Source organism: Clostridium estertheticum, assembly GCF_018861295.1.
GTDB classification, from domain to species: Bacteria; Bacillota; Clostridia; order Clostridiales; family Clostridiaceae; genus Clostridium_AD; species Clostridium_AD estertheticum_D.
Genome location: NZ_JAHLDM010000002.1, coordinates 48626 through 69217, shown reverse-complemented (window position 1 = coordinate 69217; position 20592 = coordinate 48626). Strand labels below are relative to the sequence as shown.

Genomic DNA, 20592 nt, shown 5'->3' with positions numbered 1-20592 from the left:
TATTGGGAAATAATTGTAGATATACTTAATTTAAATAATGGAGGTAATAAATGTATAATTATATTATATTTGATATTGATGGTACTATTTTAGATACTGAATTTGCAGTTCTTTCATCACTTCAAAAATTAGTGCTTGAAGAACTTAATAAAAAGTTTAGTTTTGAAGAACTAAGATTTGCATTAGGTATTCCAGGAGAAGTAGCATTAAATAAACTTGGAATAACTAATCTATTTCAGTCTAATGAGAAATGGAATAGATATTTGAAAGACTATCTTAATCATGTGAAAGTGTTTGATGATATTAAGGATACTTTAGTCAAATTAAGCGAAATAGGGATTTTAGCAGGTATAGTTACATCAAAGACTAAAGCAGAGTACATAAGTGATTTTGTACCTTTTGGGTTGGCCGATTATTTTAAATTAGTAGTTTGTGCAGATGATACAGAAAGACATAAGCCTAATGCAGATCCAATTTTAAAATTTATTGAATTGTCAGGGGTAGATAAATCAAAGACTATATATATCGGTGACACTAAGTATGATATGGAATGTGCATTTAGTGCTGGTATAGATTTTGCATTAGCGTTATGGGGTGCTAAATCATCCATTGGAATTAATGCAAATTATATTTTGAAAAATCCCAAACAAATACTGGAACTTATATAAGTTTAATTATCAATTAACTCCTTAAGTAAGAGACATTCAAATATTTACTATTAGGTTGACTGTCTCTCTCAAAGAATTATTGCAACATCGTTAGTTTTTAAATTTAAGCCCTTAAAGATATATTTTCTTCAGATTCAGATTCAGATTCAGATACAGACTCATCTTCATCTTTAACAATAATATTTACGAACTTTTCTCCATACGGAAGACAAAATTGTATACATGGGCCTGTTAATAATGCAGATATTATTGTACCTATTCCAAATACTCCGCCGAGTGCAAAGCCCATTACTACAAAGCTAATATCTAACACCATACGAATCCAACGATATTCTAAATTGATCTTATCTTTTATAATAAATGGAACAATATCATTTGGTGCAACACCTAGATTGCTTGCTTTAAGTATAGAAAATCCAATTGCAATTAAAACACAACCTAATACAACTAAAAGTATCTTTGCACCAATATTTAAAGATGCAATTGGGAAAAACGAAACAGCCTTTACTCCAAGGTCAATAATAGGTCCTACTCCAACAACGCATATAATTGTTCCTATCTTTATACGACGTCTTTCAACTGCAAGTATTATGCAAAACAATACAAATAAAATAACCATATTAGCATTTCCGGGTGTTTTATTTAATAAAGATGCTATTCCTTGAGTGAATAAAGTAAATGGATCGGAACCAATATTAGTTTTTAAAAATAATGCTACTCCAATCTGTATAATACTCATTCCTACAAAAAATATAGTTAGTCTTTTAAATAGATTTAGTTTTTTAGTCATATTTTCCATCCCTTTCTTTATATCTTATAGTTTCTTAATCTGCAACACGTTTATCTGTGTTCGTTTATGTTCGATTTATATTTCGTTTGGCTTCACTTGTTTTATTTTACTGTATTTTGTAAACGGCGTCAAGAGCATAACCAATTCAAAGAGTAACAAACATCAAAAATAAAAATAAAAGGTAAATAAACATCAAAAATAAAAGGTATATATACAATTTAGTCTGAAATGTGTTAAAGTAAATGAATAATAATTGGAATTAGGAGGCGTATTATGAATAAAATACTATGTATTGGTGAATTGTTAATTGATTTTATTTGTTCGGATATTAATAGTGGTTTAACTAAAGGGGAAAATTTTGTAAAAAAAGCAGGAGGTGCACCAGCTAACGTATCAGCAGCTATATCAAAGTTAGGAGGCCAGGCATATTTTGCAGGGAAAGTTGGTAATGATAACTTTGGTATGTTCTTGAAGGAAACATTAGAGGAAGCCGGAGTAGACACTTCTATGCTTATACTTGATAAAAATTCTAAGACGACTTTAGCATTTGTTTCGTTAAATGAAGATGGAGAAAGAGATTTTATTTTTAATAGAGGTGCAGATGAATTATTAACTTTTGATGAGCTAGATCGTGATAAGCTAAAATCTTTTAAAATAATGCATTTTGGTTCTGCAACTGCACTTTTAGGTGGGCCTTCAAAGGAAACTTATTTAAAAGCCATGGAGCTTGCTTTTGAGAATGAAGTTTTTATTTCTTTTGATCCTAATTATAGAATAGATTTGTGGAAAAATAGATTGAGCGACTTTGTAGAAATATCAAAACAATGTCTTAAATATTCAGATTTTGTTAAAGTAAGTGATGAAGAAATAAAAATAATTTCAGGTAAAGAAAATTTAGATGAAGGTATTAAGTTGTTTCATAGCTTAGGTGCAAAAGTCGTAGCTGTTACACTTGGAGAAGCAGGCACATTAATTTCTACCAATGAAGGAAGTAGTATAATCAATAGTATAAAAATTAAATGTATTGATTCAACAGGAGCTGGTGATGCATTTGTAGGTGCATTTCTTTATAAACTTGCACAGCTAAAGAATCCAAAATCATTTATGAATAATCCTGATACTATTAAAGATATAATAACTTTTAGTAATAAAGTTGGCGCTATTACATGTACAAAACTCGGGGCTATAGCATCTCTACCAACGCTCGAAGAAGTACAAATGTTAAAATAGTTTAAATAAGTAACAAAACAAGGTTTAAGACTAGTTACCTTATATTAATATAAATATGAAAATTATGGAGAAGGAACAATTAATTTTGTTCCTTTTTTAAAATGTAGAGAAAGATAGTAGCATAAACATCACAAGTTTATCTTATGTTATGCTTTTAAAGATTTAATGCATGTTATTAAATCCAAGTAACATCTAATGGGTTACGATCTACCAGACGTTTATAGACATATTGAGGATAACCAACCATAACTGCACCTGTTAACACCTTATTCTTCGGAATATTAAATAACTCTAATAGTGGATAATAATTAGCAAATGCACACATTTCAAGGAGTCCATCCCAACAGCTACCTAATCCGAGAGTCGTTGCAAACAATTCCAAGTAAGCAAATGAAAAGATTGTATTTTCTCTGCCATTTTTCATTTCTTTTGGAGCCATTGCTAAAATTAAATTTGGAGCATCACGTAATATTTGATCTATTCCAGTTTCTCTATAAGCACGAATATGATAAGGAAAACTCCAGTGTAAAGGATTTTCACCTTGTGATTCCATCCACTCTATGACAACCTCTGTAGCTTTTTTTAGTATTTTTTTATCATCAACAATTATATATGATATTCCTTGCTGATTACTAGCAGTAGGTGCAAAACGTGCAATATTAACTAATTCGATTAATTGCTCTCGTTGTACTGCCATATCTTTGTAACATCGGATTGATCGTCTAGACCTAATAAACTGTTTAGCAGTTTCTTGATTTATAACTGGGAACTTTTTTAGATTGGTCTGTTTATTTAAGGGGGTTTTGATATTGTCAATTGCACTGTTAGGGCATACAGCAACACATTGCCCACAGGCTATACATCCTTGTGGCTTAATTGCTATAGGACCATTTTCATTCATATCCAAGATTTTTGGTGGGCATACTTTCGTACAAATTCCACATTTAACACACTTTAATTGATTTACTTTAATTAATTCCATTAGTTTTCACTCCTATTTTTTTATTCTATAATTCCAAAATATGTTTCTATTGGTATAACTATATGACATAGTGCTATTATTTGCAAGTACATACATATTAGTGACTTAGTACCAATTTACATACCTAATATGCCTAATGCATCTAACATATTTAAACTATATTGTATATTAAGTGTAAATATAGTATTATATAATTAGAAATAAAAACACAGTTTTGGTTGGTAGTCCAAACCTATCTATATGAACGTAGATAGCAGTAACCTTCCCTCCTGGGGTCGTCCATTCTCTATAATTAGTTTTCTATATCAGGAGGAGATTTAAAATGGAAGTTAGTATTAAGCTTACTGTATTTTTTGAAGGTATGTTTTGGGTAGGTGTTTTTGAGAGAATATCCGCAAAAAAATATGAAGTTTCAAAGGTTGTATTTGGTTCTGAGCCAAAGGATTATGAATTATACGATTTTGTATTAAATGAATTTTGTAATTTAAAGTTTAGTAACTCATTATCAATTAATGAATTTAAAGATAAGAAGATAAATCCTAAAAAACTTCAAAAGCAAATAAAGAAACAAACTGAAAATAATGGGATAGGAACCAAAGCACAACTTGCTATGAAATTACAGCAAGAAACAAATATTGTAGAAAGAAAAAAGAATTTAAAAGATGAAAATGAACAAGAAAAAGAAAGGCAATTTGCAATACATGAGTTGAAAAAGAAGGAAAAACATAGAGGTCATTAATTCATAGTGACCTCTATGTTTTTCCTTCTTTTAAATTCAGTATTAATAATTTTAAAAGTGGATGTACTATTTTTGTTATAAGAATACATTCCTAAATACAACACCTATTATATTAAATGGTTACGATTTAAATTTGTTTTTCGCCCCACGCACACATATCATTAACAATTGGCATGAGACTTTGCCCCTTTTCGGTAAGAGAATATTCTACTTTTGGAGGAATTTGAAGATACTCTTTTCTCAATATAATATTTTTGTTTTCTAATTCTTTTAATTGTGAACTTAACATCTTATGAGTAATCCCTTCAATATTTTTCTTTAAAACCCCATATCTTACAGTACCCATACAAGCAAGTAAATAAATTATTTTTAACTTCCATTTTCCACTTACAACTGACAAAGTGTATTCAAAAGGTTCTTTATTACTGATATAACATAATTTTTCTGACATATCTTCACTCTCCTTTTTGAAAGTATATCACAAAAAAGTGCATACTATTATTTTTTGGAAACTAATCTATAATAAGGGTGAGTTGCAACTCAAATTAGAAATAAGAAGGAATGATATATATGGTTATTGATGGACATTCACATGTTAATTTACCAGTTGAACAACATATCGAAATAATGGATAAGGCAGGTGTTGAAAAAACGATTCTGTTTTCAACATCAATACATCCAGAAAAAGCGGATAATTTAGAAGGTTTAAAAAAAGAGATGAAAATTTTAAATGATATTGTATCTGGGAAAACAAATTTTTCATTAGATGAAAAATATAAGTCTATAAATGAACTCAAACAAATAATTCAAAGGTATCCATCTAGATATATTGGATTTGGTTCTGTACCCGTTGGATTGAATGAAAATGATACTAACTTATATATTGAAGAAAACATAGCAAAAAACAAATTTGCTGGTATTGGTGAATTTACACTTCCAAGTGGTCAAATAAAAATATTAACTACCATTTTTAAGTCTTCGATGATATTTGGGAAATTACCAATTTGGATACACGCGTTTAATCCTTTAGTATTAAAAGATATTAAGGAAATTGCTGAACTAAGCAAAAAATTTCCTGATATTCCTGTTATATTAGGACATATGGGAGGAAGTAACTGGCTAACAGCAATAGAACTTGCAAAAGAGATGCCAAATTTATATCTTGACACATCTGCTTGTTTTTCTACACTTGTTTTGAAAATAGCCATAAATGAAATTCCATTAAAATGTATATTTGGTGTAGATATGCCCATGGAGATTTGCAGTTATCAAAAGAAGCTATTGAAAAATTATGCAATAAATCATATATTAATGATGTTTTAGGGGATAACATGGCAAAATTATTAAAGCTTTAAATATTTTATTTTATAAATATAAAATAATTTAATTATTGAATAATATGGTATAATATGATATATAAGGGTTGCTGTTTGAGGAGTGATTGTATGAAAAAATGCATTGTAATAATGGAATAGGCATTAAAGTATCTTAATACAAAGGAGAGATTCAAATATGACTATTCCAAATTCAAATAAAATATATCCAAGAAGTAATGACAACCAAACAATATATCTTAAAAACGTAATTACAAGAGATAATATAAAAGTTGGAGATTATACAATATATAATGATTTTAATAATGATCCAAGGGATTTCGAAAAAAATAATGTATTATATCAGTATACTGTAAACAATGATAAATTAATAATTGGGAAGTTTTGTTCAATTGCATGTAAGGCGAAGTTTCTCATGACAAGTGGAAATCACACAATGAAATCACTATCTAATTATACATTTCCAATATTTTATGAGAAATGGGGTTTACCCGTCAGCCATATAACTGATGCTTGGGATAATAAGGGTGATATTGATATTGGAAATGATGTGTGGATAGGTTATGACGCTATAATCATGTCAGGGGTGAAAATTGGTGATGGTGCAATTATTGGAACTAGAGCAGTAGTTACCAAGGATGTTCCTCCATATACTATTGTTGGAGGAGTACCCGCAAAAGTTATAAAGAAAAGGTGTGATGATGAAACAATTTCTAAATTGCTTGAAATTAAGTGGTGGAATTGGACATATGAAAAAATCCAAGCAAATATTAAATATATTCAATCAGGAAACATTGATAAGTTAAAGTGAACAAGTTGGTATTTTGTGTCTCATTCTTCACAAGTAAAGTCATATCTAATGATATGGCTTTACTTTATTAGTGAGTATATTACTTTCACTTTGAGGTTATTTTTCATTCTTAAAACATTAGAAAACACTATATTTTCAAAAGTAAAGGCGATATTGGTTTTCTATATTTCTTTATGATGTTTAGAAAAAGACGCCACTCAAATAGGAGGCAGGTTATCTATGAAAACAGAAATATTAAATGTTAAAGATTTAAATATTAATTACAAAAATATTGTAAAAGGTGCAGAGTATCTAAGAAATGGTGAGGTTATTGCAATTCCAACAGAAACTGTTTATGGATTAGCTGCAGATGCTTTTAATGAAAATGCAATAAAAAAAATATTTGAAGTTAAAGGAAGGCCGCAGGATAATCCATTATTGGTACATATATATAAATTGGAACAGGTTTACGATATATGCAAAGATATTTCAAAAGAGGCAGAGACAATGTTTGGTAATTTTTGGCCCGGATCAGTAACTTTAATTTTTAATAAGAAAGATTGTATTTCTGATACAATTACTGCAGGAATGAAAACTGTAGGAGTTAGATTTCCCAAAAGTGAAATAGCAAGGGCTATAATTAAAGAAAGTGGAACTTTATTAGTAGCTCCATCTGCAAATTTATCAGGAAAGCCATCAACTACTAGTGTAGAGCATTGCTATAATGATTTAAATGGGAAAATTCCTTGCATTTTAGATGGAGGGGCGTGTTCAATTGGGTTGGAGTCAACAATTATAGATATGTCTACTCCAGTCCCAATACTTCTAAGACCAGGAGCAATAAGCTTGGATGACATATGTAAGGTAATACCAAATCTTATATACAAAAAAGATTTATTAAGCGTGAAAGAAATGGATATTCCAAAGGCTCCAGGAATGAAATATAGACACTATGCACCAGATGCACCTCTAACATTGGTTGAGGGAGAGTATATAAAAACGTCTAAATGGATTAAAGAAAATGCAAATGAGAACGATGTTATAATTTGTTTTCAAGAATTTTTAAATGATTTTAAGGATTATCAACATATATATAGTTTAGGAAGTTTTAAAATGTTAAATATAGCTGCACAAAAGATATTTGATTTGATTAGAGAATGTGATAAATTGAATGTAAGTCATATTTATGTACAAGCTCCCACTAATAGTGGTTTAGGGAATTCTATAATCAATCGATTAGAAAAAGCAAGTGCAGGAGACATTATTCATATATAAATTATATAGATGATGGCAGGGATATTGCAACAAAAGGATATTTAATTGTAAAATCATATTAATTGATAGGATGCTTGTATTCTTTTTTTAGAATATAAAGGAAAATTATGAATGTCTGTTGAATTGTGTAAAGATATCATTATCATTAGTGAAACAGTTAGGTATTAAAAAGGCATTGGTTACGTGTGACAAAATAAATATAGCTTCAGCAAAAACTATATTAAATAATGGTGGAGTATTAGAGAATGAAGTTATTGAAGAGGGTGAAGTAACTCAGAGATATTGGATAAATATTAAATTATAAAATACTCTGTGATTTTAATTAACTGCGTCAATATTGTAGAATAATGTTTTTAGTAAAGGGTTATTTATATAACGGAAGGAGAATTGATGGTTTCAGTTGAGTTTTAATATGTTGAAATCCTGAATGTAGTATAATGTGAAAAAATATATATTATAAGAGGTGAAACTAATGAAAACTGTAGTAATATACAAGTCCAAAACAGGTTTTACAAAAAAATATGCAGAATGGATTTCTGAGGCGTTATCAGCGGATATTTTTGATGTTTCAAGGGTTGATATAAATGTAGTTACAGATTACGATACCGTGATTTATGGCGGCAGTTTGTATGCTGTTGGTATTATTGGAGTAAAATATATAACAAAAAATCTCGACAAATTTAAAGGTAAAAAAGTCGTTGTTTTCGCAACGGGGGCATCACCATCGAGTGAAGAGGTAATACGTGAAGTAAAAGATAAAAATTTTACTCCCGAGGAGCAGAAGTCTGTACAGTTCTTTTATTTAAGAGGTGGATTTGATTATAGTAAAATAAAGCCTTTTGATAAAGCACTTATGACATTACTAAAATGGAAGATTAAGATGAAAAAAGAATTAACACCTGAGGCAAGAGGCATGCTAGCCATGTATGACAAGCCAATAGATTTCACAAGAAGAAAGAATATAGATGAAATAATAACTTATGTTAATTCATAAGATTTATAATATGTAGAACTATCAACGGAGTTACTAAGATGATATATACATAAAATTTAAAACAGGAAAGGAAGTGAAAATTTAGTGGGTTTGTATACTTAAAGTACACTATCTCACTAAAGATAATCTATGGAAAACAAACTTAAATATCGTTTAATTACTGGAAAAGATGATGCGAATTTTTGTAAGAAAATTTCTGAATTACTTGATGAAGGGTATAAATTATACGAAGCTCCATCATGTACTTTTAATGGGCAAGATGTAATTGTGGCACAGGCATTAATTCTTAATGAGTGTGACAACCTTGATATTGGTTTCAAAAGAACAGTTAAATAAAGGTGAAAAATATATTCAGTTTAGTTGATACGGATTGTTTTTTGTGTCCTCTCAAGTACCCCCATATCATTAGATGTGGGGGTTTAATCGTTAAGCATTACTAGTAACAATAATGATTGCAATTGAAATGATACTATACTATACATTTTCTTTTTATTTCGAAAGATATCTATAATTTATTTCCAAAGGGTATTGACTCTAACGTAACGTCATAGATTATTATAAATTTGTAGGGAAGATTAATAAAGAACAAAGGAGTTGATTTTATGTCTTATAAAATAAAAGAAGTAGCTGATATGGTTGGTGTAAGTGTGCGTACACTCCATCATTATGATCAGATAGGCATCTTAAAGCCAAAGTCTGTAACAACGGCCGGATATAGACTCTACACTGATGATGACCTTGAAAGATTGCAACAAGTTTTGTTTTTTAAAGAGTTGGATTTTACCCTTCTAGAAATAAAAGAAATTTTAGATAATCCAGACTTCGATAGAAAACATGCATTAAAGACACATAGGGAGCTATTGATAGAAAAAAAGAAGAGACTCGATAAGATTATAAAATCTGTAGATAAAACTATAGATTACATTGAAGGAGGAATAGATATGAATAAGAATGAAATGTTTGAGGGGTTTGATATAAGCGAAATAGAAGCTCATAAAGAAAGATATGCAGAGGAAACGAAGCAAAAATATGGCGACACTGATGCCTACAAGGAAAGTATGAAAAAAACATCCAAATACACAAAAGAGGATTGGGCTAGGATTAATGCAACTAATGGAAAAATCAACGAGAAAATTATAGCTAACATGGATAAAGGAATAGGCAATTCAGAGGTTCAAAAGGCAGTTGCTGAATTAAGACAACACATTACTGATAATTTTTATGATTGTACTATAGAAATATTTAGAGGCCTTGCTGATTTATATGTTAATGATGAACGTTTCACGGCTAACATTGATAAGCAGAAAGAAGGTTTAGCTAAGTTCTTAAGTGAGTCAATGATTTACTATTGTGATAATGTAAAATAGGTGGCGCCCAAGTTGTAAGTCTGGTTTTTCTATAATTTCGACAAAACCTACGCTAAGACATAAAATGAATAAATATCATATAGGTTAGCAGGGTATGAGCGATTTAAAATTATTGCGTAATTGCAAATTATTATTCAACAAATTTGAGGAGGAAAGAATGAGGTTTTTAAGAAAGGTTATTATAATATTATTAATTTTAATAATATTTATTGGAGGAGTTATTATAACTCATATAACTCCTTCAATATCTATTAGAACACATTTATTTGTAACTGGACATCCAATTGGGGCATTTAAAGTAAGCGTACATGTTAATAAAGGTCAATATGAAATGGATAAAGAAATTCTTGATAATGAAAATGCTATGATTTATAGAACTGCTGATTACAACTTATATGATGGAGCAACAGGAAATCCAATAGGCAATTATAAAGTTGAAAAATCGTGGATTTTATATTTCGCTCAGCAATATGGAGAGGCATAATTAAGTCATATCCTAGGTCGCTGTAACAGCTTCAATGGAGTGTATGCACTTTATATTTATCAGAATCTATTGGAATAACAATCCTTATTTATCATTATACAACACCCGAGACAGTTGAGTTATTAGGCCTTAAAAAAAGCAGAAAGATTGCTAAAATTATAGCTATTGCCATTATGACGTTAGGTATTGCTTTTTACGCAGATATAGTTTTAATTTGATAATTTAAGGGATACCCATTTAGCAAGCACAGAAGATAACAAACTAAACTATATCATAACAATATGCTTATCAATGTATTGTCTTATAAAGCGGACAAGGAGTGGGAGGAAATACAGTGTAGAGTATAGGGAAACTAAAAATGATAAAAATAAAACTATTTGGTATTTACTTAACGACCTCTTTATAGATTGTATCCACTAATTATTGATATATTTATACTAGATTAGATAATTCTAAAAAAACTGATATTGACAACATTAACAATTTTTGATATATTTAAAAACAATAAATATTATTTAAAGTTTTATAGGGTTCTGCAGTTTAAAATTAATAACTGGTGGTCCAAGATAAAACGCACAGTTTAACTGTATTCATGGAAGGACAAAAGCCTTGGAGGTATTTTAAAACATTACCCTTGGCTTTTTTATTTTTAATAAATTTATAAGTGGGATAGAACCCATAAAAAAGGGAAGGGTGAAAACAAGATATGTCAGAAAAAATATTAACAATGAAATTGTTAAACGAAAAATTTGCTGTTTGTAGATTAAATAAAAATGAGTCAATGCCTAAATGGGTAGAAGGTAGCAGTTTTTATTCTATAACAAAAACATCAGATGAATTATCAATTGTATGCTCTCAAGATAGTATACCGAGAAATATAAAGTGTGAAAAAGATTGGAGAATTTTAAAAGTTGAGGGACCATTAGATTTTTCTTTAATTGGTATTATTTCGTCAATTAGTACTATATTGGCACTAAAAAGAATCAGTATTTTTGCTGTTTCCACATATGATACAGATTATATACTTGTTAAAGATAAAGATATAGATAATACCATATTAGCATTATCAAATGAAAGATATGAAATTATAAATCAATAAAATTTGTTATAGCGGTAATAAGTTCATCATCTGTACATTCACGTTTTAAGATATCTGTATGTAATTCTTCTTTTTACTGAACACCGCTTGGCATAATATAAAAAATATTGCCTTTATCATTGAAAATGTTATCCAAGCGATATTATCTGGATTAATGCATGGCAAATTATTCATATTAATGGCAGGATTATTAGGAACAACAGTAATTATTGTAATGACTACTTCTAAGGCTTATATTTAATTACCAAAAGCGAAGCTCTATATCTCTTAATGCTGGGTTTGGAGGTCCGTTGGCCCAACTCTATTGGAGGCCTATTATGAAAAAAACTAACAATCAAACTAATTACTTTTGACCTTGTTATAATATCTGTTAGTTTATATATAAATTTATATAATATTAATTATGATGATTTGTCTAATAAAATAACTTTAAAAAATAAAATGAAAATTATATATATACAGTACTTTTAATTAATAATAAAGGATTGGGTTTAAGTAAATTTAAAAAAGAAATTAATAATAGGTATAAAATAGAAGAAATTACTTGTGATAATACTTCAGCTATTAGAACAGAAATTAAGCCTATTAAAATTTCAAATAAGTATAATAGTTAACTAAATTATTAAATAAGAGTTATAATAATGGTTCTATCTAAAGAAGGATGGTGAAATATTATGATTCAATTATCAAGACAATCAACATATTATGATAAGTATAGATATTATGAGATTATTATAGATGGTATCCTTTATGGAAATATTGGGGATGGAGAGACTAAAGACATAGATATTGTGGATGGGAATCATTCAATTTATCTAAAAATTGATTGGTGCAGAAGTAATGAATTAGTTTTTGTCGAAAGCAATGATAAATTGATAGGATTTAATTGTGGTAATTCAGTTCAAGGGTTAAAAAAACTATTGGGTGTACTATACATTTCAATTTTAAAAAACAAATATTTATTTATAAAAATTAAAGATACTGTTTCATAATATTTTTTACTCATTGTAAATATGCTTTATTTTGAAATTTATGGTGTTATTAGTATAATTAATTCAGGGAGGCCCATGTGAAGATTATAAATAATTCTAATTCTGTAATTATAGTGTTACATGAAATATATGGTATTAATCAGCATATTAAGTTGGTTTGTGAGAAGTTCTCTATGGCTGGATATGATATTATTTGCCCCAATTTAATTAATCTAAATCACCCTTTTAATTATGATCAACAAGATGAAGCCTATCATCATTTCATAAAAAATATCGGTTTTGGTTTAGCATTTAATCAAGTAAAACGGCTAATAATACAAGCAAAAAAGCAATACAGGTACGTATATTTATTAGGCTATAGCATAGGTGCAACAATTGCATGGTTATGTAGCGGTGAAGATATTATGTGTGATGGTATTATAGGGTACTATGGTTCACGGATTAGAGACTATATGAGCGTTGCTCCCAAATGTCCAGTTTTATTGATTTTTGCTACTGAAGAGAAATCATTCAATGTAAAAGAACTAGTTAATTCTTTGAAAAAATGGAACGTCAATGTACATATATTAAGAGGGGCCCATGGGTTTAGTGACCCATTTTCTAAGAACTATTGTACACAGTCATTTGAAGAAACCGAAATATTGGTAAATACTTTTTTAAAGAGAATATTAGAAAACTCATAGGATGTACTTTAAATATATTATTAATTGTTACAGGGGTGAATTTTAAAGTTATAGGATTCATAATTATTTCAACTGGTATATCCCTAGCCCAAAATAGCCGATTGAAAAATTACAAGTTTTTTGTATTGACTTTTTTTGAAAAAGTAGTACCATATTAGTATAGTACGAAACAGGAACTATATTAATACATTACTATTATTTAGAGGGGGATCTTATATGAAAAATAATAAAAACATTTTTAAAGAGAATTCAAAAATGAATTTTAATAAACAAGCTGAATCTTATGATGAGAGTCATGATGGGAAATTCGTAGCTCCGATGTATAATGAAATTATTAGCAGAATAATGCTTATTAAGCCTAAAAAATTATTAGATGTTGGATGTGGCACCGGAAATGTATTGATGAAATTAGTTGAAAATAATATAGAATTATATGGATTAGATCTTTCAGAAAAAATGATTGAAGTTGCCAAAAAAAATCTTGATAATAGAGCTGAATTAAAAGTTGGTGATTCAGAATGTATGCCTTGGGGAAATAATACTTTTGATGTAATTGTATGTAATGCATCATTTCATCATTATCCAAACCCAGAAAAGACACTATTAGAGATGAAAAGAATATTAAAATTTAATGGAACATTAATTATTGGAGATCCAACTTCACCAATAGTTATTAGAAAAATATTAAATTTATATTGCAAAAGAAGTAATAGTGGCGATTATAAAATATATTGCAAGAAAGAAATTGCGAAACTTTTAATAAAGTGTGGATTTAAGCCATTTAACTTTAAAAAAATAAATTATAAAAGTTTTGCTATTAATGCTAATATAAAAAAATAAGTAATAAATATAAAACAAATTTTGGAGTGATTATATGGATCAGGAATATAAAAGGCAAGTAGATGAATTAAATAAATTATGGCATTTTATGATAGTATCATCTAATTATAAGGATATAGAATCAAAGTTTTTGAGAATACAAGGACTAAGGAATAATGAACTTACAATACTAAGAATTATTTCTGAAAAAGAAAATGTTATTATAAAAGATATATTAGAAGTATTAAATGTACCTAAAAGTACTTTAACTAGCATGATTGATAGATTAGAAAAGCGCAATCTTATTATTAGAACTCTTAGTAATAAGGATAGAAGATCCTATAAGTTAGAACTTACTAAGGAGGGTAATATGGCCCAAGAGGAACATAGTAAATTTGAGGAAGAAGTTTACGGAAAAATAATGCTTTCCTTAGATACCTATGAGGATAGAGAAAATTTATTAAAACTTATAAGAAAAATGGCATACAATATTTCTAACTAATTATTAGATATTGTAAACTATTTTAAATAGCACAAAATATATAGAATTGCGTAATATTGGAGGATAAATGAATATAGGATTGGTTAGACATTTTAAAGTTAATTGTTGTACAAAGATGTTTATGACATCTACTGACTTTAATCAATGGGTAAAACAATATGATAATAGTGATGTTATAGAAAACAAATTTAAAATAGGAGATATAAAATGGGACAAATGTTTTTCAAGTGATTTATCAAGAGCCATTAAAACTTCTCAATCTATTTTCAAAGGTGAAATAATTAAAACTCAATTATTAAGAGAAGTTCCTATAGCACCAATATTTAATACCAATATAAAAATTCCTTATATATTTTGGTGTATAAGTGGGAGATTTGCCTGGCTTTTTCAGTGCAAATCTCAAACAGAGAATAAAAAAGATACCCAAAAACGTGTGAATGAGTTTTTGGATAGTATAAAGGATGAATCAAGTAATAATATATTAATTGTTTGTCATGGTTTCTTTATGAATACATTACAAAAGGAACTTAAAAGTAGGGGCGTTACTGGACGAACTATAAGAACACCTAAAAATGGTACATTGTATTTATATAAAAAATAGATCATTTTTGTTTCACATTAATAATACGTTCCAAAGTTAAGAAAGTGTATGATGTTGTTTTATCATCATTGATGAACCCAGTTTCTTCTTCCCTACAATTCCATTCTGAATAGTCTAGTTTAGGAAAAAAAACATCAGCATTATATTCTTTATGTACTTTTGTTAAATGTATCTTATTACAATAAGGCAATAATAACTTGTAAATTTCTCCACCACCTATAACAAAGTATTCTTCACTGTCTTTCATAAATGCTAATAACTCTTCCTTAGAATTTAAAATAGTAACTCTTTCATCATTTATAACAAAATCTTTATTTTTTGTAATAACAATATGATGTCTACTAGGAAGAATACCAGGAAGGGACTCAAATGTCTTTCTTCCCATTATAATAGTGTTTCCACTTGTAATTTGCTTGAACCTTTTTAAATCTTTTGAAAAATGCCAAAGTAAATCGTTATTTTTACCTATAGCAAAATTATCTCCAATTGCAACAATAAATGTAAGCATTATAAAGCCACACTCCCCATATTTATTTTCCCAAGGTGTTTATAATCTATAAGTTTAACATATTCTGGTGTAAAGTCATAGAAGTTTTTAATATCTGGATTAATCCATAGTTTCGGAGCAGCTAAAGCTTCTGACTTTACACAGCCGTTTTAAAAGCAACAAATTTAGTTGTTAATATTGGAAATTCTTCTTCTAAATCAAATTGCATAATTTGGTGAGGGAGTTTTAAAGTTGCAATGCCAGTACGGTTTTGGTCGTAGTATCCTTTTTTTATAATTTTCTCAATCGCAAATTAAAATTCTTTTTTACTAAACAAATAATTACCTAATAAATATAGTATTATACTCAAAATGGGTACTACTAATATCAATAAATTTATATAAGGAAATGTTATAGTTGCCATCATATCAGTAGCTATAGGATAACTAGATACTCCTATGAAACTTCCACAAACTATATATGTATTAGGAATAAATATACCTAAAGAGGTATGAGATAATAGAAATCCTATAAAGGATAAGATTATTCCAACAGACACACTTCCAATAAAATTTCTATTGTACATAGATATTAAATGCTGAAGACATACCAAAGGTATAGAATATAAAAATGCTATAATTGGTGCATAAATTACATAATATCTAAAAGATTCTTTAGGTATTAATATATTAGAAAAAATTAACACTGAAATGATTAGTATAATAATGTTAAGAAAAATAATTAATAAAGTAGTCATTATCTTACTAAGATAAATCTTATTTAATTTAATGGATGAAGAACACAAATTAAGTATATTATTTTTTTTATATTCTAATCTCCATTGAATGGATATTATTATTGTTATTGCGAGTGGAAGAGTTAAAGATGCATATAAAAGGAATGTTTGATTATAAACAGCGTCCCACAAATCTGTAGTTTCAACAAGTCCTCTATATATGTTAATTAATCCTACAATGGACATAAGTAGTGGTACTATAAAAGATAAAATTATTGGTTTTAAATTTTTTATTTTAATTAACTCACATTTAATAAGGTTTAACATAATTATTCCTCCTGAATATCAATATTATTAAATATAATTAGCCCTAAAGCTATGAAAACTATAAAATTGATACAAGAGAAAAATATGGAGTTCACTATTAATTCTCCTTTTGTAACAAGAATCATAGAATTTGCTATTTGAAGATAAGGAATTAACTTATTAATTGAAGGGTAACGTAATAATAAAATAGAACAACATATAGCTGAAATATTTATTGAAGTTAAAAATGTAACTTTTCTAGTTAATGCAAAGAAAAATCCTTGTAACCCTATAATCCCAAAGCAGCAGAAAAATTGCATACACATATATCGTATAACTAAAGGTATATCTATATTATGAGATAGCGAAAAGTTATATCCTACAATCACAAGAACTATACCTTCTAATAAAATTGATATTATTGTACATGTTAATATGGAAATTAATTTAGATAAGTAGTATTTGTTTCTGCTTATTGGACTAGAAAGTATATGTGTTAATAAATTATTTTTTAAATCTATATAAAATATAGATATACTATTTAGAATGATGGAAAATAGTAGTATAATAGGCCAAATTAAAGCCAAATGATTTTCTACTAAAAGCGCTTGAAATCCATCAGTAATTACAGGAGAATATTTAGATATTATAGCTTCTTTTCTAAGTATAATATCTATAAGTATCATTCCTAATGATATAATTATTGGTAATATAAGAGTATATTTTATATAACTACTTTTTATTTTTATAAATTCTAAATTTAGATACTTTACGAAACTCATAATTAACTCCTTTCTACAAGTAGTAGAAATATATCTTCTAAACTATTAAGAGTGGGATAATTGCTTTTTAATTCTTTTAAAGAACCTTCATATAGGACGTTCCCTTTATTAATTATTCCAACATCATCTACCATAAGTTCCATTTCACTAAGTAAATGTGAACTTACCAAAACTGTTTTATTATAAACTTTTGATAACGAGATAATTAAGGCTCTTATTTCTTTTATCCCAATAGGATCCAAACCGTTGGTAGGCTCATCTAAAATTAAAAAATCAGGATTGTTAATAAGAGCTTGAGCAATTCCAAGTCTTTGTTTCATCCCTAAAGAAAATTTACCAGCTTTTTTATTTTTACTATCATAAAGATCTACAATTTTAAGTACTTCATCAATTCTTGAGTATGGTGTGTTTTTCATAATAGCCCATATTTTTAAATTTTCATATGCAGATAGATGCTCATAATAAGACGGTGATTCAACTAATGCACCTACTCTATTTAAAATTTCAATTTTATGCTTTTTAAGATCATGATCAAAAACTTTTATATCTCCCGTATATTTTTTGATTAAACCTAATATAATTCGAATTGTTGTAGATTTACCAGCTCCGTTTGGTCCTAAAAACCCATAAACAGTTCCAGCTTTAATATGCAGATTGATATTATTCAGAACTTGATTATCTTTGTAAGATTTACTTAAATTATCAATAGTTAATATTTCATTTTTCATAATTACGCTCCTCCTTTAATTTGATTGATATCTAAATGATATCCTACAAACCTTAATTGTATATAATCCCAACCTTATCTAAACCTTAAATACAAACTTCAATTATTGTAAATACACTCAATTTCTAAAAACTATTTATTGAATTTAAAAATAATTATATATATTTAAGTGTATTATTAGTATAATTAAATAAACATTTTATGCCATTGTAGTAAAATAATATATCGCAAGGAGGATTTATATTAACCGTACTTTGAGGCATGTGGAAAATATGAAACTCTAACAAATTAAAGGATTTGATAAAAGTGATGGATCTCTAATTATTATAAAGTTCGGTTAGGAGCGTTTCAAATGGATAAGGAAAAAAAATTTAATAAATTATTTATAGCAAGTATAGTTATAGCTGCAATTATAACCTATGTATCAATTGTCCTAGGTAACAATGTAAATAAAATATATTTTTGTGTAAATGTTATTTCATTAGTTTTGCTGATGTTTGGACTAGCAGCAAGAAATAAAGCAATTTTTTATAAAGATTTACAAAAGATTAAAGAGAATTACAGTAATGGAAACAACCGCGTGCGAAAATTTGAGGATATTAAATTATTATTTGACGTAATAAAATATAAAGAGCCGGAGGAACTATATATTGATGATCAAACTTATTTAGATTTAAATATGGATAGTGTTTTTGAAAAGGTAGATAGAACATTATCTTCACCGGGAGAACAATATTTATATTATATTTTAAGAAATCCAGTCCTAAAAGAAGAAAAACTAATCAATAGAAATAAGATTATAACGTTCTTTCAAGATAATAAGGAGATAAGAGAAAAAATACAAAGGAAATTTTTAAAATTAGGAAGACAGAATATTAACACTATAACATGTTTTTTATGGGATGAAATATCCTATAAAACTTTCATGAAACCACTGTTATATCTTTTAAGGATATTAGCTTATGGTTCCTTAATTTCAATAACGTTTATTGGTATAGGAAAGGCATGGATTTTTATACTTATAATATTTGCGGTTAATGGCTATCTTAGTGCTAAAATCAAAAAGGATATTGGCGGAGATCTTGCCTCAATGGGGTATTTAAGTAAGATTATTAGACGGGCAGAGGCTATTGGATCTGTAGAGGATAAGGAGTTAAAAAGATATACTTTAAAGCTTAAAGAGCAATCAAAGAAATGCAAGGCAATAACAAGGAAAGACGCCTTTATTAAAATAGGAAGAGTAGAAGGTGTAGATATGTTATACGAGTACATAAATATATTCTTTTTAAGTGAGGCTAGAGGTTTCAATAAAATAATAGATGAAGTTAAGGCACATATTGAAGATATAAGAAGTATCTATTTGATTTTAGGGGAAATCGATGCATTAATATCTGTAGCTTCTTATAGGGATGGACTTCTAGAATATGTTGAACCTAAATTAACAAAAGGACTTAAGGAAATAATGGTTAAAGATATAAAACATCCACTGATAGACACAGCTGTCGGGAATTCTTTAACTTTAGAAAAGGGTGTTATTATAACTGGTTCAAATATGTCTGGTAAGTCTACTTTTCTAAGAGCATTAGGCATAAATGCATTATTTTCACAGACTATTTTCACTTGCCTTGCGACAAGTTACGAGGGTGGATATTTCAACATAATATCGTCAATGACTGTTACTGATAATGTGACTAGTGGGAAAAGTTATTATTTAAGCGAGGCAGAGGCATTGTTTAGGATAATTAATGGTTGCAATGAGGAAGTGACAAGCTTATGTCTTATTGATGAGATTTTTAGGGGAACTAACCCTATTGAGAGGGTTAACGCATCTGCTGAGATTCTTGCCTATTTGTCTAGACATAATTCATTGGTGGCAGTAGCTACGCATGATCTTGAAATAGCTACTATGGTAGGAGATTTATATGAATGCCATTATTTCACTGAAAATGTAGGAGAACATGGTTTAGAATTTGATTATCAAATAAGAAAAGGTGTTTCTTCAACTAGAAACGCAATAAAGGTACTTGAATTTATAGGATATCCACAAGAAATTATTTATAGAACTAACGAAAGAATTATAAAACAATGTACTCTTTGATATTTTTAGAATGAATAAATTCAGACAAATTAAAGCACAACAAGACAGATATAAAATCCCGTTTTTTGATATACTTTAGTGAAGGTAGGAAATAATTAAGTTTATTA

At 28.2% G+C, this 20592-nt stretch carries 24 protein-coding genes, 2 pseudogenes and 1 riboswitch; of the genes and pseudogenes, 18 read left to right on the top strand and 8 right to left on the bottom strand.

Features of this window, described 5'->3' with window-relative positions; all coding sequences use genetic code 11:
* The first annotated feature begins 50 nt into the window (after nucleotides 1-50).
* Entirely contained in the window at nucleotides 51-668 is a 618-nt protein-coding gene (locus tag KPL54_RS02730; protein WP_216104448.1) for an HAD family hydrolase, read from the top strand.
* A gap of 103 nt (nucleotides 669-771) precedes the next feature.
* Here the strand turns inward: KPL54_RS02730 and KPL54_RS02725 are convergent, their stop codons facing one another.
* A complete protein-coding gene (locus tag KPL54_RS02725; protein WP_216104446.1) occupies nucleotides 772-1458 on the bottom strand; it encodes a YczE/YyaS/YitT family protein in 687 nt (228 codons plus the stop codon).
* Nucleotides 1459-1731: 273 nt separating this feature from the next.
* Here KPL54_RS02725 and KPL54_RS02720 point away from each other — a divergent pair, with 273 nt between their 5' ends.
* Nucleotides 1732-2688, top strand: coding sequence for a carbohydrate kinase family protein (locus KPL54_RS02720; RefSeq protein ID WP_216104444.1), 957 nt, complete (start codon nucleotides 1732-1734; stop codon nucleotides 2686-2688).
* 175 nt (nucleotides 2689-2863) lie between these two features.
* Here the strand turns inward: KPL54_RS02720 and KPL54_RS02715 are convergent, their stop codons facing one another.
* Entirely contained in the window at nucleotides 2864-3670 is an 807-nt protein-coding gene (locus KPL54_RS02715; RefSeq protein WP_216104442.1) for a nitroreductase family protein, read from the bottom strand.
* A gap of 322 nt (nucleotides 3671-3992) precedes the next feature.
* On the opposite strand from KPL54_RS02715, the gene KPL54_RS02710 reads away from it, so the two are divergent.
* Nucleotides 3993-4409 carry a YjdF family protein gene (locus KPL54_RS02710; RefSeq protein ID WP_216104440.1) on the top strand — a complete coding sequence of 139 codons (417 nt, stop codon included), beginning with the start codon at nucleotides 3993-3995 and terminating at the stop codon, nucleotides 4407-4409.
* Nucleotides 4410-4536: 127 nt separating this feature from the next.
* Here KPL54_RS02710 and KPL54_RS02705 read toward each other — a convergent pair whose 3' ends face one another.
* The gene (locus KPL54_RS02705) at nucleotides 4537-4860 is read right to left on the bottom strand and encodes a winged helix-turn-helix transcriptional regulator (RefSeq protein WP_216104438.1); all 324 of its coding nucleotides are present in this window, start codon (nucleotides 4858-4860) and stop codon (nucleotides 4537-4539) included.
* A gap of 119 nt (nucleotides 4861-4979) precedes the next feature.
* Between KPL54_RS02705 and KPL54_RS02700 the strand changes: the two are divergent.
* From KPL54_RS02700 to KPL54_RS02635, 14 genes and pseudogenes are all read left to right on the top strand, one after another.
* Nucleotides 4980-5764 (top strand): annotated as a pseudogene (locus KPL54_RS02700) (amidohydrolase family protein).
* Between the two features lie 157 nt (nucleotides 5765-5921).
* Nucleotides 5922-6554, top strand: a complete 633-nt coding sequence (locus KPL54_RS02695) for a CatB-related O-acetyltransferase (RefSeq protein ID WP_216104436.1) — start codon at nucleotides 5922-5924, stop codon at nucleotides 6552-6554.
* 219 nt (nucleotides 6555-6773) lie between these two features.
* Nucleotides 6774-7808, top strand: coding sequence for an L-threonylcarbamoyladenylate synthase (locus KPL54_RS02690; RefSeq protein WP_216104434.1), 1035 nt, complete (start codon nucleotides 6774-6776; stop codon nucleotides 7806-7808).
* Nucleotides 7809-7926: 118 nt separating this feature from the next.
* Entirely contained in the window at nucleotides 7927-8112 is a 186-nt protein-coding gene (locus KPL54_RS02685; RefSeq protein WP_216104432.1) for a GNAT family N-acetyltransferase, read from the top strand.
* Nucleotides 8113-8280: 168 nt separating this feature from the next.
* A complete protein-coding gene (locus KPL54_RS02680) occupies nucleotides 8281-8802 on the top strand; it encodes a flavodoxin domain-containing protein (protein WP_216104430.1) in 522 nt (173 codons plus the stop codon).
* 129 nt (nucleotides 8803-8931) lie between these two features.
* A complete protein-coding gene (locus KPL54_RS02675; RefSeq protein ID WP_216104428.1) occupies nucleotides 8932-9138 on the top strand; it encodes a DUF1737 domain-containing protein in 207 nt (68 codons plus the stop codon).
* Nucleotides 9139-9404: 266 nt separating this feature from the next.
* Nucleotides 9405-10169 carry a MerR family transcriptional regulator gene (locus tag KPL54_RS02670; protein WP_216104426.1) on the top strand — a complete coding sequence of 255 codons (765 nt, stop codon included), beginning with the start codon at nucleotides 9405-9407 and terminating at the stop codon, nucleotides 10167-10169.
* A 157-nt stretch (nucleotides 10170-10326) separates the two neighbouring features.
* Nucleotides 10327-10653, top strand: coding sequence for a hypothetical protein (locus KPL54_RS02665; RefSeq protein ID WP_216104424.1), 327 nt, complete (start codon nucleotides 10327-10329; stop codon nucleotides 10651-10653).
* 514 nt (nucleotides 10654-11167) lie between these two features.
* A riboswitch (guanidine-I (ykkC/yxkD leader) is annotated at nucleotides 11168-11270 on the top strand.
* An 89-nt stretch (nucleotides 11271-11359) separates the two neighbouring features.
* Nucleotides 11360-11752: an ACT domain-containing protein gene (locus KPL54_RS02660; RefSeq protein ID WP_216104422.1), complete on the top strand. Its 393-nt coding sequence runs from the start codon at nucleotides 11360-11362 to the stop codon at nucleotides 11750-11752.
* Between the two features lie 674 nt (nucleotides 11753-12426).
* Complete coding sequence (locus KPL54_RS02655) at nucleotides 12427-12744, top strand: hypothetical protein (protein ID WP_216104420.1); 318 nt, start codon at nucleotides 12427-12429, stop codon at nucleotides 12742-12744.
* A 77-nt stretch (nucleotides 12745-12821) separates the two neighbouring features.
* On the top strand, nucleotides 12822-13427 hold the full coding sequence (locus KPL54_RS02650; RefSeq protein WP_216104418.1) for a dienelactone hydrolase family protein: 606 nt from the start codon (nucleotides 12822-12824) through the stop codon (nucleotides 13425-13427).
* A gap of 216 nt (nucleotides 13428-13643) precedes the next feature.
* A complete protein-coding gene (locus KPL54_RS02645; RefSeq protein WP_216104416.1) occupies nucleotides 13644-14267 on the top strand; it encodes a class I SAM-dependent methyltransferase in 624 nt (207 codons plus the stop codon).
* Between the two features lie 34 nt (nucleotides 14268-14301).
* Nucleotides 14302-14748, top strand: a complete 447-nt coding sequence (locus tag KPL54_RS02640) for a MarR family winged helix-turn-helix transcriptional regulator (protein WP_216104414.1) — start codon at nucleotides 14302-14304, stop codon at nucleotides 14746-14748.
* Nucleotides 14749-14815: 67 nt separating this feature from the next.
* Nucleotides 14816-15349 (top strand): phosphoglycerate mutase family protein, encoded by a 534-nt coding sequence (locus KPL54_RS02635; RefSeq protein WP_216104412.1) that lies wholly within the window; start codon nucleotides 14816-14818, stop codon nucleotides 15347-15349.
* A gap of 1 nt (nucleotide 15350) precedes the next feature.
* On the opposite strand, the gene KPL54_RS02630 is transcribed toward KPL54_RS02635, so the two are convergent.
* The 5 genes and pseudogenes from KPL54_RS02630 to KPL54_RS02610 form a co-directional block, all read right to left on the bottom strand.
* On the bottom strand, nucleotides 15351-15857 hold the full coding sequence (locus KPL54_RS02630) for a dihydrofolate reductase (RefSeq protein WP_216104410.1): 507 nt from the start codon (nucleotides 15855-15857) through the stop codon (nucleotides 15351-15353).
* 139 nt (nucleotides 15858-15996) lie between these two features.
* Nucleotides 15997-16143 (bottom strand): annotated as a pseudogene (locus KPL54_RS02625) (thymidylate synthase); the annotation flags it as partial.
* Between the two features lie 6 nt (nucleotides 16144-16149).
* Nucleotides 16150-16899: an ABC transporter permease gene (locus tag KPL54_RS25935; RefSeq protein WP_216104408.1), complete on the bottom strand. Its 750-nt coding sequence runs from the start codon at nucleotides 16897-16899 to the stop codon at nucleotides 16150-16152.
* A gap of 2 nt (nucleotides 16900-16901) precedes the next feature.
* A complete protein-coding gene (locus KPL54_RS02615) occupies nucleotides 16902-17660 on the bottom strand; it encodes an ABC transporter permease (protein ID WP_216104407.1) in 759 nt (252 codons plus the stop codon).
* A 2-nt stretch (nucleotides 17661-17662) separates the two neighbouring features.
* Nucleotides 17663-18388, bottom strand: coding sequence for an ABC transporter ATP-binding protein (locus KPL54_RS02610; RefSeq protein WP_216104405.1), 726 nt, complete (start codon nucleotides 18386-18388; stop codon nucleotides 17663-17665).
* A 351-nt stretch (nucleotides 18389-18739) separates the two neighbouring features.
* Here KPL54_RS02610 and KPL54_RS02605 point away from each other — a divergent pair, with 351 nt between their 5' ends.
* A complete protein-coding gene (locus KPL54_RS02605) occupies nucleotides 18740-20485 on the top strand; it encodes a MutS-related protein (RefSeq protein WP_216104403.1) in 1746 nt (581 codons plus the stop codon).
* The last annotated feature ends 107 nt before the right edge of the window (nucleotides 20486-20592 follow it).